Here is a 13,012-nt window from a genome sequence, read left to right on the forward strand (position 1 = left end):
GGGGTTAAATCATGCTCAAAGAGCTTATTATAGAGAATCTGGTGCTGATAGACTATGCGCATATAGCATTTGACCAAGGACTTAATATATTGACGGGTGAAACGGGTGCGGGCAAATCTGTCATAATAGATGCTATAGCGCTTTTATTAGGCGAACGAGCGGATAAGGATGCCATACGTTCGGGTTGCGATAAAGGGCGTATAGAAGGGTTGTTTGATATAACTGGCTATACAGAAGTAAAAGATCTGTTGGACTTGTACGGTATAGACTTAAGCGACGATGAGTATCTGATATTAAGCCGAGAACTTAACGCATCGGGCAAAAACGTATGTCGTATAAACGGCGCGGCTGTTCCGCTGTCTATGCTTAAAGATATCAGCAGCCGATTGATCAATCTTCACAGCCAGGCTTCTCATTATGCATTGCTGGACGCGCAAAACCATGGCTTGTTTTTGGATAGGTTTGCGGGTGTCGAAGTGGAAGAGCTAAAATCTGAAATCAGCAAATATTATAATAAATGGCAAAAATTGAATGCAGAATTATCCAAATGGTCGGCTGATCCTCAAATTCGCCAACGTGAAATGGATCTTTTATCTTATCAGATAAATGAAATTGAGGCTGCGCGTTTGAGGCCTGGAGAAGATGTGGAATTGGAACAGCAGAGGACCATATACAATAATTATCAAAGGATAATGGATGTTCTGTTGGAGGCTTATACCAGTTTGTATAACGGTGAGGAAGAGCAACCGCCGCTTATAGATGTGCTGGGGGATTTGCAAAAGGGATTGAAGGGTATATCAGATATAGATCCAAAGCTCGCTAAGATAAGCGACGATATAGATAGCATAATCTACGATGTCGAAGAACTGATATCCTCTGTGAGCAATTATATGGATACTATGGAATACAGTCCGGCACAAGCCGATGAGATCGAAGACAGGCTCAATACTATAAACAACCTTAAGCGAAAATATGGAGATACCATAGAAGATATATCGGCCTATAAAAATAAATTAATAGAAAAACTTGAGATTTATCAAAATAGTCAACAATATATACAAAACCTGGAGGAGGATAAATGCGAGACTGAAAGGGAATTATATAGTATATGTTCGGTATTATCCGAGAAGAGAAAAATAGCGGCAGCACAGCTCGAATCCCAAGTGATGGCTGAATTGAAGGATATAGCCATGGAAAATGCGATATTCAAAGTTTCGGTAATTTCGCCTGAAAATATGGAAGATGCGCGGTACACGCAAAACGGCTTCGATGATATAAATTTTTTGATGACGGCTAACCCCGGTGAACCATTAAGACCGCTTGCCAAAGTAGCCTCAGGGGGGGAAATGTCGCGCATAATGCTGGCGTTAAACGCTGTGCTCGGCCATATTGATCGTGTGCCGACCATGATATTCGATGAAATAGATGCTGGCATTAGCGGTAAAACAGCCCATAAAGTGGCACAAAAGCTGGCTCGTATATCTAGAGAGCACCAGCTTATATGTGTGACCCACTTAGCTCAAATAGCTTCGATGGCTGATGCACATTATTTGATAAAAAAAGAAAATAAAGGTCAAAGGACATATACCAGGACATATTTGCTTGACCCTAATCAGAGACTTAAAGAGATCGCCCGCTTGCTCGGAGGCATCGAACTTAGTTCTGCCAGCATGAGCTATGCCAGAGAGATGATGGATACCAGCGCTGCTTTTAAAGCAAATACTGCAGCATCGTAAACAAGTTGCCATACTCATCATAAATGCCCTCGTATAAATCGTTTTTAAGGCGGTTAATTTATATGATATCGCCGATGCGATATAAAAAATACGAGGGGTGAAGTTTTTGAAAAGATGGCACATTAAGCAAATTATAGGTGTTTTATTGTCGCTGTTGGTATTTGCGGTATATTATTCACCAATGGTACAGGATATAGTTAAATTTCCATCTGAATTGGAAATGTCGGAAGGACAGTACCAGGTTATACCGTTTCGTTTGCCAATGGAGGTAAAAATTCAGGCTGATGACAAAAATGTGTTAAAAATAAACGGTCAATCATTAGAGGAAGCTATAATAGAACAAAAAGTAGACAGCCCTCTTATAATACAGCCTCAGCAGCAGGGCAGTGCGGCGTTGCAGTTTAGATTGTTCGGAATCATACCTATAAAAGATATGTCGGTGAGAGTGGTATCGCCTGTGAAAGTGCTGCCTGGAGGTCAGGCCATCGGTGTTACGCTGTATACAGAGGGTGCGTTAGTGGTGGGCGTATCGGAATTTAGAGGAGAAGACGGGCTTATGCATCATCCGGCCAACGACTCTGGCTTGATGCCAGGTGATATAATAGAAAAAGCAAATAATACGATTATAAAAGATGCTGACCATCTGGCCGAGATTGTTAATTCAATAAATGGGAGTCCCGTCAAACTAGATATATTGAGAAATGATAAGCATATATCGTTATCCATAAAGCCTGTAAAGGATATGGAGGAACATAAATATAAGTTGGGCATATGGGTAAGAGATAGTACGGCCGGCGTAGGGACCATGACGTTTTATGAGCCTAACAATCGTATATACGGGGCATTAGGACACCCTATAACCGATATGGATACCGGCACGCTTTTATCTATAAAAAATGGTGAAATAGTGCATTCGGAGGTTATAGCGGTTAAAGAAGGGAAAAAAGGTAAACCTGGCGAATTGCAAGGTGTATTTTTAAACGATGAAGAAAGAATAGGAAACATAGAGGCTAATACAGAATATGGTATATTCGGCCACATATATGCCGACAGCATAGTAACCAATAGGTTATATAAAGAGCCTATACCTGTGGCGTTGCAAAGCGAGATAAAAGAAGGACCGGCCAGTATCCTGGCTACTGTAGACGACCAGGGTGTTAAAGCGTATGATGTCAGAATCGTAAGCGTAAATCGGCAAAGCCGACCCAACGGGAAAAGTTTGGTGGTAGAGATAACCGATCCGACCTTATTGAAATTAACCGGTGGTATAGTCCAAGGAATGAGCGGCAGCCCTATTATTCAGAACGGTAAACTGGTAGGCGCTGTAACGCACGTGTTTATCAATGATCCTAAGCGCGGTTACGGTGTATTTGCCAAGTGGATGCTGGAGGAGATAGGCATAGAGACAGATGATGAGGCGGTTAGCCCATATAAAGAAGCTGTTGGCATGTGAGAGCCTACTTGATATAGTTTCTTTATGGTGTATAATTGTATTGTAGATGATATTTATACTGAAGGGAATAATGCGGTGCGGTGGAGATGCCTGAGATAGATTTGCATCCGGAATTTGTGGATTTTGAGGATGCGGAGCATGAATTACGGTATTTTATAAGAAGGTGCCGTAATCAAAGAAATGTAAAGAAGATAAGGATAATACATGGATTTGGCAATGGAAGTATGGAGCGATTGGTAAAACAGGTAATAGAAGAAGAGGGATACAGCGCCGGGGATTACCACTACGATTGGGATAACTGGGGCGCCACTATATTACATTTATGAGAACGGAGGGTTTATGTATATAATAGTGGGATTAGGTAACCCCGGCGATAGATATAAATATACGCGCCATAACGTCGGGTTTATGGTAATAGACATATTGGCGCAGCGTAACGGTATAAAACTAAATAAGCTGGATTATAAAGCACTATGGGGTGAAGCATGGATAGGCGCGGAGAAGGTTATTTTGGCCAAGCCTCAAACGTTTATGAATGCCAGTGGTGAAAGCGTTTATGATATTGTGCGTTATTTTAAGCCTCCTTTAGAGCATCTTATAGTAATATATGATGATATCGATTTGCCTCTGGGGCGTATTCGTATACGCACTAAAGGCAGCGCAGGCACGCATAACGGTATGCGCTCTATAATATATATGCTGGATAGCGATGCTTTTCCGCGAATACGTGTCGGCATAGATAGGCCTGGTCCAGGCATGGACTTGGTAAATTATGTATTATCCGGTTTTGACGAACAAGAACAGCCGATTATATATAAGGCTATGGAGAGAGCGGCTGATGCTGCTGAAGCGATAGTTAAAGATGGCATAGAGATAGCCATGAGCAAATATAACGGCGATGTCTAATATTATATTTATAGCTGACATAGTGTTTGCCGTGGCCGCAACATTGTTCATAAACAAATGTATGCTAAAATTAATGGGATCAGACGCTAGTATATGGACAGGGCCCATTACTGAAGAGTGTATGAAAACGTTGCCGGCTTTTTTGTTAGGCTTGTCTGTGTTGAGCGTTCATGTATGTTTTGGCATAGTGGAGGCAATGTATGAGGTATGGCAATCTCATTCACGGCAAGCTGCTATGGCAGGCGTATTGGCTATTGTGACTCACGCTGCTTTTGGCGTTATTACAGTGTGGATATATAGGTTTAGTGGTGAAATAATTTTGGCATTGATCTCGGCTGCATTGCTGCATATGGCATGGAACCGGGCAATTTTGTATTTTTCGATAGGTGGTTCTGCATGAGTGATTTATTAACGAGGGTTTTTGAACGTTCCGATATATCAAAGCGTATTCATGATTCTTTGAGAAACGATTCAGACCGATTGGAGATATATGGCGTACCGGATGAGGGTAGAGCCTATCTGATGTATGTATTGGTAAATATTGCTAGTTCCAAATCGGCCATTGTTATTACGCACAACGAGGTGCGTGCCAAGCAGTTATACGACGATATGTCATCGATATTCAAAGATATACCGGTTTATCTTTTTCCGGCCGCTGAAACCATTTTATATGACGTAAGCGGTAAAAGCAATGAGGTGTTATTTCAGAGGCTGGAAATAGAAAATCGTCTGGCTTTTAAAGAAAATATGATAGTTATAGCTTCGATAGATGCATTGCTGCCCAGACTTATGCCATTTGAGGAATTTAATAAATACTTTCATGAAATATCGATAGGGCAGATAATAGAACGCGATGTTATGGAAAGATGGTTGTTAGAAGCAGGCTATCAAAGAGAAGAATTGGTAGAGGCCAAAGGACAATTTGCCATAAGAGGGGATATAATTGATTTTTATCCCATTGTGGGTGAAGAGGCATATCGGATAGAATTTTTCGACGACGAAGTGGATTCTATCAGAAGGTTTGATGCCGATACACAGCGTTCCACTGATAAAGTGGACAAAGCCGTCATATCGCCTGTAAAGGAGCTGGTATATGATAGCGGTGTAGCCGATAGAGCAGCTAAAGCTATGCGTTCGGAATTTGAACGCATAAATGGCAACGATCAGATAGGCGGCGATATTGAACTGTTAAGCCAAAACGCCCGATTTGAGAACGTAGAGCGATATATGCCGTTTTTTTACAATAAAGTGGCTGGCTTATTAGATTATATGCCTACCGGAACATTGTTTTTTATGGAAGAAGAGGAGCGTATAAGACAAAGAAACCGTACGCTTCATGAAGAATTTGAGCAGGTGTTTAAGGCTTTACTTATTAAGGGAGAGGTATTGCCTTCGCAAGCTTATTTGCTAAGCGATTATGACGCATTGTGTTCGTGCTTGAATAGACAACGCGCTGTTATGTTGGAAACATTTCATCAAGCTGGCACGAAACCGTCTATAAAAATAGACGCTAAAAAGATACCGTCTTTCCAGGGGAATATGGATATTATAGTCGATGAACTGCGCCAGTGGAAGTCTGCCGGGTATACTATAATAATAGCGACTTTGAGCGATAACAGAGGGCTGCGCATCCAAGATATGCTTCAACAAAGCGGCATAGAAGCATGGTTCACGAGACGTCTGGATATCGATATGCGACCAGGGCAGATATGTATAATAGACATGCCGTTGAGCAGCGGTACTGAATGGCCAGATATTAAATGCGTGATACTTACGGATCAAGAGCTGTTCGGCATGCAAAGGCGGCGCTCGAAGGTTAAAACTAGGAAAGCGGGCCAGAGGGTAACGGCCTTTTCGGATCTCAATATAGGCGATTACGTGGTGCATGAAAATTATGGGATAGGCCAATACATGGGCATCAAAAAACTTACGGTGGAAGGTAAATCGAGAGATTATCTTTTTATACGCTATGCTGATGGTGATAATCTGTATGTGCCCACCGATCGAATGTCGTTGGTGCAGCGTTATATCGGCGGAGACGGAGCATCGCCCAGGTTATCCAAACTGGGCGGCAGCGAATGGTCCAAGACCAAGGCCAAGGTAAGAGAATCGGTTAGGAAAATGGCTGGCGAGTTATTGAAGCTGTACGCCTCGCGATATACAACCAAGGGTCATGCCTTTAGCCCTGATACTGTTTGGCAGGCTCAACTGGAGGAATCGTTTCCATATCAGGAAACGCCTGATCAGTTACAGGCTATAGAAGAGATAAAAGCCGATATGGAAAGCGATAAACCTATGGACAGACTGCTGTGCGGCGATGTCGGTTACGGTAAGACTGAAGTTGCATTAAGAGCAGCTTTTAAGGCTGTAATGGATGGCAAGCAGGTGGCCGTATTAGTGCCTACGACGGTCTTAGCCCAACAGCATTACAATACCTTTACCAATAGATTGGCCGGTTTTCCTATAAAGGTGGATGTTATAAGCCGATTTAGAAGCGTTCAGGAACAGAAGGATATAGTAAAGGGGCTTAAAAGCGGCGATATCGATATAATAATAGGAACTCATGCTTTGCTGAGCAGCAATGTTAAATTCCACGATTTAGGACTTCTTATCGTTGATGAGGAACAGCGGTTTGGGGTAAGCCATAAAGAAGCCATAAAGAGATTTAAAAACAACGTAGACGTGCTCACCCTTACTGCTACACCTATACCCAGGACACTGCATATGTCATTATCCGGCATAAGGGATATAAGTATAATAGAAACGCCTCCGGAAGATAGATATCCTGTGCAGACTTATGTCGTAGAATATGACGAAAATATTATAAGAGATGCTATATTAAAAGAGCTTGGCAGAGGAGGACAGGTATATTTCGTATATAATAGAATCAATTCCATAGATGTCATGGCTATACATTTGCATGAACTGGTTCCCGAGGCCCGTATAGCCGTTGCTCATGGACGTATGGGGGATGATAAGCTGGAGCGCGTTATGATGGATTTTATGGATGGATATTATGACGTGCTGCTCTGCACCACTATAATAGAGACGGGTTTGGATATACCCAATGTCAATACCCTTATAGTCTACGATGCCGATCATTTCGGATTAGCGCAACTGTATCAATTGCGCGGAAGAGTGGGGCGCAGCAACAGGCTGGCGTATGCGTATTTTACTTATAAGAAAGACCGTGTATTGACTGAAGAAGCCGAAAAACGTTTGCATGCTATTACGGAGTTTACCGAATTCGGTTCCGGGTTTAAGATAGCTTTGAGAGATCTTGAGATAAGAGGTGCCGGTAATCTGCTGGGGGCCGAACAACATGGCCATATGGCGGCTGTCGGATATGACATGTACTGCAAGCTCTTAGAAGAAGCCATAGCTCAGCTAAAAGGAGAGACCCCTGAAGAAGAGATAGATACGTCTATAGAAATAAAGCTGGATGCCTATATACCGGATGATTATGTACCATCAGAGGCACAGCGCATAGAAATATATAAGCGTATAATGTCCATAAGCGACATAGAAGAGGAATATGATGTGGAGGAAGAGATAGAAGACAGGTTTGGCGATATACCGCAGAGTGTCAGGAATCTATTGTCGATAATGCATATAAAACTGTTATCCAAGAAGATAGGTATTGTATCTATCGAACAAAAGGGACATGACATCGTATTTACGCTTAGAGATGATAAAAATATTGATCTAAGTGGCCTTATAAGGGTTATGGATGAATATAAAGGCCGCGTTAGATTTGCGGCTACTGATCAACCATCATTTTATTTCAACATTGGCAATGAAACCTCTGAAGGTATATTAAAGGATATAAGGGAATTACTGGAGAAAACTATGGGTTTACAAGCAGTGGCATGTTAAGTTATAATAATTATGTAGCCTTATCATATGGGAGGAGATAAATAACAATGAAACGTTTTGTAAGGATGACCGCGCTGGCAATGGTAGCTATTTTTATTTTTGCAGGCTGTTCGTTGGTAACAGTGGATCCGGAAAAAGAAAAACAACTGCCAGTAGCAGAGGTCAACGGCGATAAGATACTTAAAGCCGATTATGTGAAGCAATACGATGCGTACATCAATGCTGTGGAACAGCAGTACGGTATAGACAAAAAGACATTGGAGACCAGCACGGACTATGCTGATACTTTAGCGCAAATGAGAGAGGATATAGTAGAAGGTCTCATAACTCAAAAATTGGTTGACCAACAAGCGAAGAAGAATAATATAGCTCTTACCGATGATGATAAAAAACAGGTCAAGGATCAGCTACAGCAGCTAAAGGATGCATACGGAGAAGAAGCTTTTGCCGATATGCTTAAACAGCAGCAGATGACCGAGGCAGAATTGGAGCAACTGCTTCAGGGGGATGCCGTGCAGCAGAAGTTGTTTGATCAATTGACGGCTGGTATCACAGTGACTGATGAAGAGGTAAAAAAATATTATGACGAAAACAAAGATACCGAGTTTACCGATCCAGAGATGGTAAAAGTGAGCCATATATTGATAAGCATTCCTGAAGACAAGTATTCAGCCGATGAGACTACCAAAAAGACGGAATACGATAAGATAAAGCCAGAAGCCGAACAGGTTCTGGCTAAAGCCAAAGCCGGAGATGATTTTGCTGAGTTGGTTAAGCAGTATTCGGACGATGCAGGGACAAAGGATCAAGGCGGCACCCTTACATTTTCGCGCGAAGATCAAATAGAACCGGCTTTTATAGAAGCCTCGTTTGCTTTAAAGAATAAGGGCGATATAAGCGGTCTTGTCCAAACGTCCTATGGGTATCATATAATCAGATTGGAAGAAAAGATACCTTCAAAAGTTCACACGTTTGAAGAGAAGAAACAGGAGATACACGATACGTTACTACAACAGAAGAAAAATGATAAGATAACAGCGCTTATAGAGGAATGGAAAAAAGGATCGGATATAAAGAAATACGAAAAAAATTATAAGTAATATATAAGCCTCCTTGGTCTATGTATCATTGGTGAAAAATAGTGAATAAAACTTGCCCATTGGTAAGATAATAAATGCGGTAAGGATGGTTTTGTAAAACAATACAGATTAAGGAGGCATATATATGAAGGCTACAGGTATTGTTAGACGTATAGACGACCTGGGCAGGGTAGTTATACCCAAGGAGATACGTAGGACTTTGAGGATACGAGAAGGCGATCCGCTGGAGATTTTCACCGATAAAGAAGGCGGGGTGATTCTGAGAAAGTATTCGTTTATAGGCGAATTAAATGATTTCGCCAAAGAATATGCCGATACAATCTCTCAGATATTGGGGCATATAGTGTGTATAGCTGATAAAGATAACATAATAGCCGTATCGGGTGCTGCTATAAAAAAGGATCTTCAAGATAAACGTATCAGCAGTGAGTTGGAGCAAATAATAACTGGTAAAGAAATATTTATAGCTGATAAGAATACTGATAGGAAACCTTGCAGCATTGTTGCCGATGATGAGGCTAAATATACAGCCGAGCTTATAGCTCCTATCGTCACTCCGTTTGACGGCAAAGGAGTAGGAGCGGTCATATTATTGTCCAAAGAACCGAATGCAGTTATCGGAGAGTCGGACATCAAAGTGGCGCGGTCTGCGGCAGACTTTTTGGCTAAGCAGATGCAAGGGTGACGTCAAACTATGAGATACCGGTGATCATTAGATTGCCGGTATTTTATTTATGTCGCAATCGGTGTTGCAAAAAATGCTATCTTATCGTAAAATTAAATAGATTAAAGAGACGAATAATTAGATGGAGCGGTGTATGAGCAGACAAACATTCTTAAAGGGTGCTGCCATATTGGGTTTGGCTGGCCTTTTAGTTAAGATAATAGGTGCATTTTATAGAATTCCGCTGGCCTACATAATAGGTCCTGAAGGCATGGGCTTATATCAGATGGCTTATCCAATATATACTACGTTGCTTTATATATCGGTAGCCGGCATACCTACCGCTATATCCAAAATGGTGGCTGAACGCATCGCTTTAGGCCATCGAAGAGATGCTCATCGAGTTTTTATGATATCATTCAAGCTGTTGTTGATCTTAGGTATTATTACAACTGTATTATTGCTGCTAGCTACGCCTTTGCTGGCTTTGTACCTTAAGAATCAAAAATCGCTGTACGCATTTTTGGCTATAGCGCCATCATTATTCTTTGTTTCAATGATATCGGCTTACAGAGGCTATTTTCAAGGAATGCAGCAGATGATACCTACTGCATTATCCCAGATAATCGAACAATTAGGTAAACTGATATTCGGATTGTGGCTAGCCAGCCTCTGGATGCCCAAAGGTGTGCAGTATGGAGCTATGGGCGCTGTGCTGGGCGTGACTATAAGCGAAGTACTGGCCTTTGCAATGCTTGTGGTAACATACAATATCAAGCGCCATGATATAAGATTAGCTGTGCAGCGAGACTTTAACAGGCGATATCGCGAAAGGAAAGAATCGATATTACAAGAATTATTGAGAATAGCGATTCCTATAACCATAGGAGGATTGGTTATACCATTGGTCAATATTACTGATCTTATGATAATACCCAGGCGACTTGCTGGATTGGGGTTATCTACCCAGCAAAGCACCGAGCTATACGGCTATCTAACGGGCTATGCCAATACTTTGGTCAATTTTCCTCAAGTCATAACCGTAGCACTATCGGCAAGCTTGGTACCGGCTATATCAGAAGCCGCTATATTAAAAGATATAAATGGTTTGCAAGAAAAAGCTAATATTGCTATACGATTAACCATACTTCTAGGCCTGCCTTCAGCGCTTGGCATGGCTGTATTAGCCCAGCCTATATTACAACTCCTATATCAAACATTGACGGCACAACAGTTAGCTATAAGCAGTCAGATACTCGAGATATTAGCGTTTTCTATAATATTTCTTACATTAGTGCAGACATCGGCTGGTATACTTCAAGGAGTGGGTAAAGTGGGTATACCGGTTATAAATCTTTTTTGGGGGGCGCTGCTTAAGATAGTGATGAATTATGTATTAGTGGGTATACCGGCGCTCAATATAAGAGGCGCTGCTTTTGGTACCATAGCCTGTTATGGGTTGGCGGCTGTCTTGGATCTGTTGGCGGTTGCGCGGTATACGCATATAAAATTCAATGCGGCATCATTTTTGGTAAAACCTGCTATATCCGCCGGTGTCATGATAGCGGCGGTGTGGGTGCTATATAGATGGTTATATGTATTTTTGGGCAGCAATAGTATAGCTACTCTGCTGGCTATTCTGGTAGGTATAATAGTATACGGTTTGATGCTTATGGCTATAGGAGCGGTGACGTATAATGATCTCCGTCAGATAGATCGTTTAAAAGGGATGGCTGATAAACTTTATAGAATGGGGATGTTACGATGAGCGACAAAGAGCAACATTTTAATTTTAAGGATTTATTGGATATTATGACTAAATTGCGCGGCGAGGGGGGTTGCCCGTGGGATAGAGAACAGACTCATGAAAGCCTTCGGCAGTATATGTTAGAAGAAAGCTATGAGGTAGTGGATGCTATAAACCATAAACATGACGATGAATTGAAAGAAGAACTTGGCGATGTGCTCCTTCAGGTGGTATTCCACGCTCAAATAGCTGCCGAGCAAAACAGATTTACCATCCAAGATGTTATAGATAATATATGCCGTAAAATGATAAGCAGGCATACGCATATCTTTGGCGACGATACCGCCGATACGGTGGCGCAGGTACTGGATAATTGGGAGAGGATTAAGTCCGATGAAAAGGGTTTTGATACTCATACAGAAAGGATGAAAGCTATACCGTCTATATTGCCCGCGCTCATGAGGAGCTATAAAGTTCAAAAGAAGGCTGCAGCGGTGGGCTTCGACTGGGATGATGTGAAAGATGCTATTAGTAAAGTGGATGAAGAGCTCCAGGAATTTAAGGATGTATATTTAAGTGAAAATTATGGTAAAATAGTAGAAGAACTCGGTGATCTGCTGTTTGCCATAGTAAATGTGGCTCGCTTTTTGGATATACAGCCCGAGTTAGCGCTCAATGAAGCTACGGAGAAATTTATAAAGCGATTTGAATATATTGAGAATAGCGCTAAAGGAGCCGGTAAGAGGCTGGAAGATATGTCGCTAAAGGAGATGGACGAGCTTTGGGAGCAGGCTAAATTGTAAAATTTAATAAAAGTATTGATTTTTAGCTCAAAATCTGCAAAAATAATGGTAAAAGCAAGACTAATTAAACAAAGGAGGAAAAACCCATTGAATAAAGCAGAACTGATAGCAAAGATGGCAGAGAAAGGTGAGATGACCAAAAAGGATGCTGAAAAAGCATTGAATGCTTTTGTGGATGCGGTTACCGAGGCATTGGTTAATGGTGATACAGTGCAATTGGTAGGGTTTGGGACATTTAGAGTTAGCCCTCGCAGCGCTCGAAAGGGCCGTGATCCTCAAACGCAAAAGGAAATAATGATACCAGCATCCAAAGCCCCGGTATTTAAAGCGGGAAAAGCTTTAAAAGATGCCGTCAAGGGTTAATGTACCAGAAGCTGCGAGTAATTCGCAGCTTTACTTTTATTCAGAGGGGAAATGTCGATGCGTTTAGACAAGTTCTTAAAAGTTTCACGCATTATAAAAAGGCGTACCATTGCTAATCAAGCATGTGATCAAGGAAGGGTCAAAATAAACGGTCGTGTGGCTAAGGCTGCTGCTGAGGTTAAGGCGGGAGATGTACTGGAAATACAGTTTGGCGACAGAGTCATGCGATATCAAATATTGCAGGTAGTAGAATCGCCGTCTAAAGAACAGGTTTCAGAACTATATAAAGTGATATAACATTTATAATTTGTGTTTAATAGATTGCGTTTATTGAGATACTATGATCGTATATATCATGAGGAGG

At 41.6% G+C, this 13,012-nt stretch carries 12 protein-coding genes; all 12 read left to right on the forward strand.

Translation table 11 applies throughout. The annotated features are described in order from the left end of the window. Positions 1 to 11 precede the first annotated feature (11 nt). The 12 genes from recN (at position 12) to MAHAU_RS03970 (ending at position 12,945) form a co-directional block, all read left to right on the forward strand. Positions 12 to 1,736 (forward strand): DNA repair protein RecN, encoded by a 1,725-nt coding sequence (recN, locus tag MAHAU_RS03915; RefSeq protein WP_013780422.1) that lies wholly within the window; start codon positions 12 to 14, stop codon positions 1,734 to 1,736. Between the two features lie 97 nt (positions 1,737 to 1,833). Further along, positions 1,834 to 3,189: a SpoIVB peptidase gene (spoIVB, locus tag MAHAU_RS03920; RefSeq protein WP_425357403.1), complete on the forward strand. Its 1,356-nt coding sequence runs from the start codon at positions 1,834 to 1,836 to the stop codon at positions 3,187 to 3,189. An 86-nt stretch (positions 3,190 to 3,275) separates the two neighbouring features. Then, the gene (locus MAHAU_RS03925) at positions 3,276 to 3,515 is read left to right on the forward strand and encodes a Smr/MutS family protein (RefSeq protein WP_148258383.1); all 240 of its coding nucleotides are present in this window, start codon (positions 3,276 to 3,278) and stop codon (positions 3,513 to 3,515) included. 13 nt (positions 3,516 to 3,528) lie between these two features. After that, positions 3,529 to 4,095, forward strand: coding sequence for an aminoacyl-tRNA hydrolase (pth, locus tag MAHAU_RS03930; protein ID WP_013780424.1), 567 nt, complete (start codon positions 3,529 to 3,531; stop codon positions 4,093 to 4,095). Then, positions 4,088 to 4,495 (forward strand): hypothetical protein, encoded by a 408-nt coding sequence (locus MAHAU_RS03935; RefSeq protein ID WP_013780425.1) that lies wholly within the window; start codon positions 4,088 to 4,090, stop codon positions 4,493 to 4,495. Before pth ends, MAHAU_RS03935 begins: the two co-directional genes overlap by 8 nt. Continuing rightward, positions 4,492 to 7,971, forward strand: coding sequence for a transcription-repair coupling factor (mfd, locus tag MAHAU_RS03940; protein ID WP_013780426.1), 3,480 nt, complete (start codon positions 4,492 to 4,494; stop codon positions 7,969 to 7,971). The genes MAHAU_RS03935 and mfd overlap by 4 nt, the downstream gene beginning before the upstream one ends. 47 nt (positions 7,972 to 8,018) lie before the next feature. Continuing rightward, positions 8,019 to 9,071, forward strand: coding sequence for a peptidylprolyl isomerase (locus MAHAU_RS14910; protein ID WP_013780427.1), 1,053 nt, complete (start codon positions 8,019 to 8,021; stop codon positions 9,069 to 9,071). 124 nt (positions 9,072 to 9,195) lie between these two features. Further along, positions 9,196 to 9,756, forward strand: a complete 561-nt coding sequence (gene spoVT, locus MAHAU_RS03950; RefSeq protein ID WP_013780428.1) for a stage V sporulation protein T — start codon at positions 9,196 to 9,198, stop codon at positions 9,754 to 9,756. Between the two features lie 133 nt (positions 9,757 to 9,889). Beyond that, positions 9,890 to 11,503, forward strand: coding sequence for a putative polysaccharide biosynthesis protein (locus MAHAU_RS03955; protein WP_013780429.1), 1,614 nt, complete (start codon positions 9,890 to 9,892; stop codon positions 11,501 to 11,503). Continuing rightward, complete coding sequence (mazG, locus tag MAHAU_RS03960; RefSeq protein WP_013780430.1) at positions 11,500 to 12,285, forward strand: nucleoside triphosphate pyrophosphohydrolase; 786 nt, start codon at positions 11,500 to 11,502, stop codon at positions 12,283 to 12,285. The genes MAHAU_RS03955 and mazG overlap by 4 nt, the downstream gene beginning before the upstream one ends. Before the next feature lie 45 nt (positions 12,286 to 12,330). Beyond that, positions 12,331 to 12,648: an HU family DNA-binding protein gene (locus MAHAU_RS03965; RefSeq protein ID WP_281004391.1), complete on the forward strand. Its 318-nt coding sequence runs from the start codon at positions 12,331 to 12,333 to the stop codon at positions 12,646 to 12,648. Between the two features lie 57 nt (positions 12,649 to 12,705). Beyond that, positions 12,706 to 12,945 carry a S4 domain-containing protein gene (locus MAHAU_RS03970; protein WP_013780432.1) on the forward strand — a complete coding sequence of 80 codons (240 nt, stop codon included), beginning with the start codon at positions 12,706 to 12,708 and terminating at the stop codon, positions 12,943 to 12,945. Positions 12,946 to 13,012 lie beyond the last annotated feature (67 nt).

Origin of the sequence: Mahella australiensis 50-1 BON, from assembly GCF_000213255.1 — a bacterium.
In the GTDB taxonomy this organism is placed as follows: Bacteria; Bacillota; Clostridia; order Mahellales; family Mahellaceae; genus Mahella; species Mahella australiensis.

Bases quoted from the DNA above. Each gene is read 5' to 3' on its own strand.
- MAHAU_RS03965 (WP_281004391.1), top strand. From the start codon at position 12,331: ATGGTAAAAGCAAGACTAATTAAACAAAGGAGGAAAAACCCATTGAAT.
- MAHAU_RS14910 (WP_013780427.1), top strand. From the start codon at position 8,019: ATGAAACGTTTTGTAAGGATGACCGCGCTGGCAATGGTAGCTATTTTT.
- spoVT (WP_013780428.1), top strand. From the start codon at position 9,196: ATGAAGGCTACAGGTATTGTTAGACGTATAGACGACCTGGGCAGGGTA.
- mazG (WP_013780430.1), top strand. From the start codon at position 11,500: ATGAGCGACAAAGAGCAACATTTTAATTTTAAGGATTTATTGGATATT.
- MAHAU_RS03955 (WP_013780429.1), top strand. From the start codon at position 9,890: ATGAGCAGACAAACATTCTTAAAGGGTGCTGCCATATTGGGTTTGGCT.
- MAHAU_RS03935 (WP_013780425.1), top strand. From the start codon at position 4,088: ATGTCTAATATTATATTTATAGCTGACATAGTGTTTGCCGTGGCCGCA.
- mfd (WP_013780426.1), top strand. From the start codon at position 4,492: ATGAGTGATTTATTAACGAGGGTTTTTGAACGTTCCGATATATCAAAG.
- recN (WP_013780422.1), top strand. From the start codon at position 12: ATGCTCAAAGAGCTTATTATAGAGAATCTGGTGCTGATAGACTATGCG.
- MAHAU_RS03925 (WP_148258383.1), top strand. From the start codon at position 3,276: ATGCCTGAGATAGATTTGCATCCGGAATTTGTGGATTTTGAGGATGCG.
- MAHAU_RS03970 (WP_013780432.1), top strand. From the start codon at position 12,706: ATGCGTTTAGACAAGTTCTTAAAAGTTTCACGCATTATAAAAAGGCGT.
- pth (WP_013780424.1), top strand. From the start codon at position 3,529: ATGTATATAATAGTGGGATTAGGTAACCCCGGCGATAGATATAAATAT.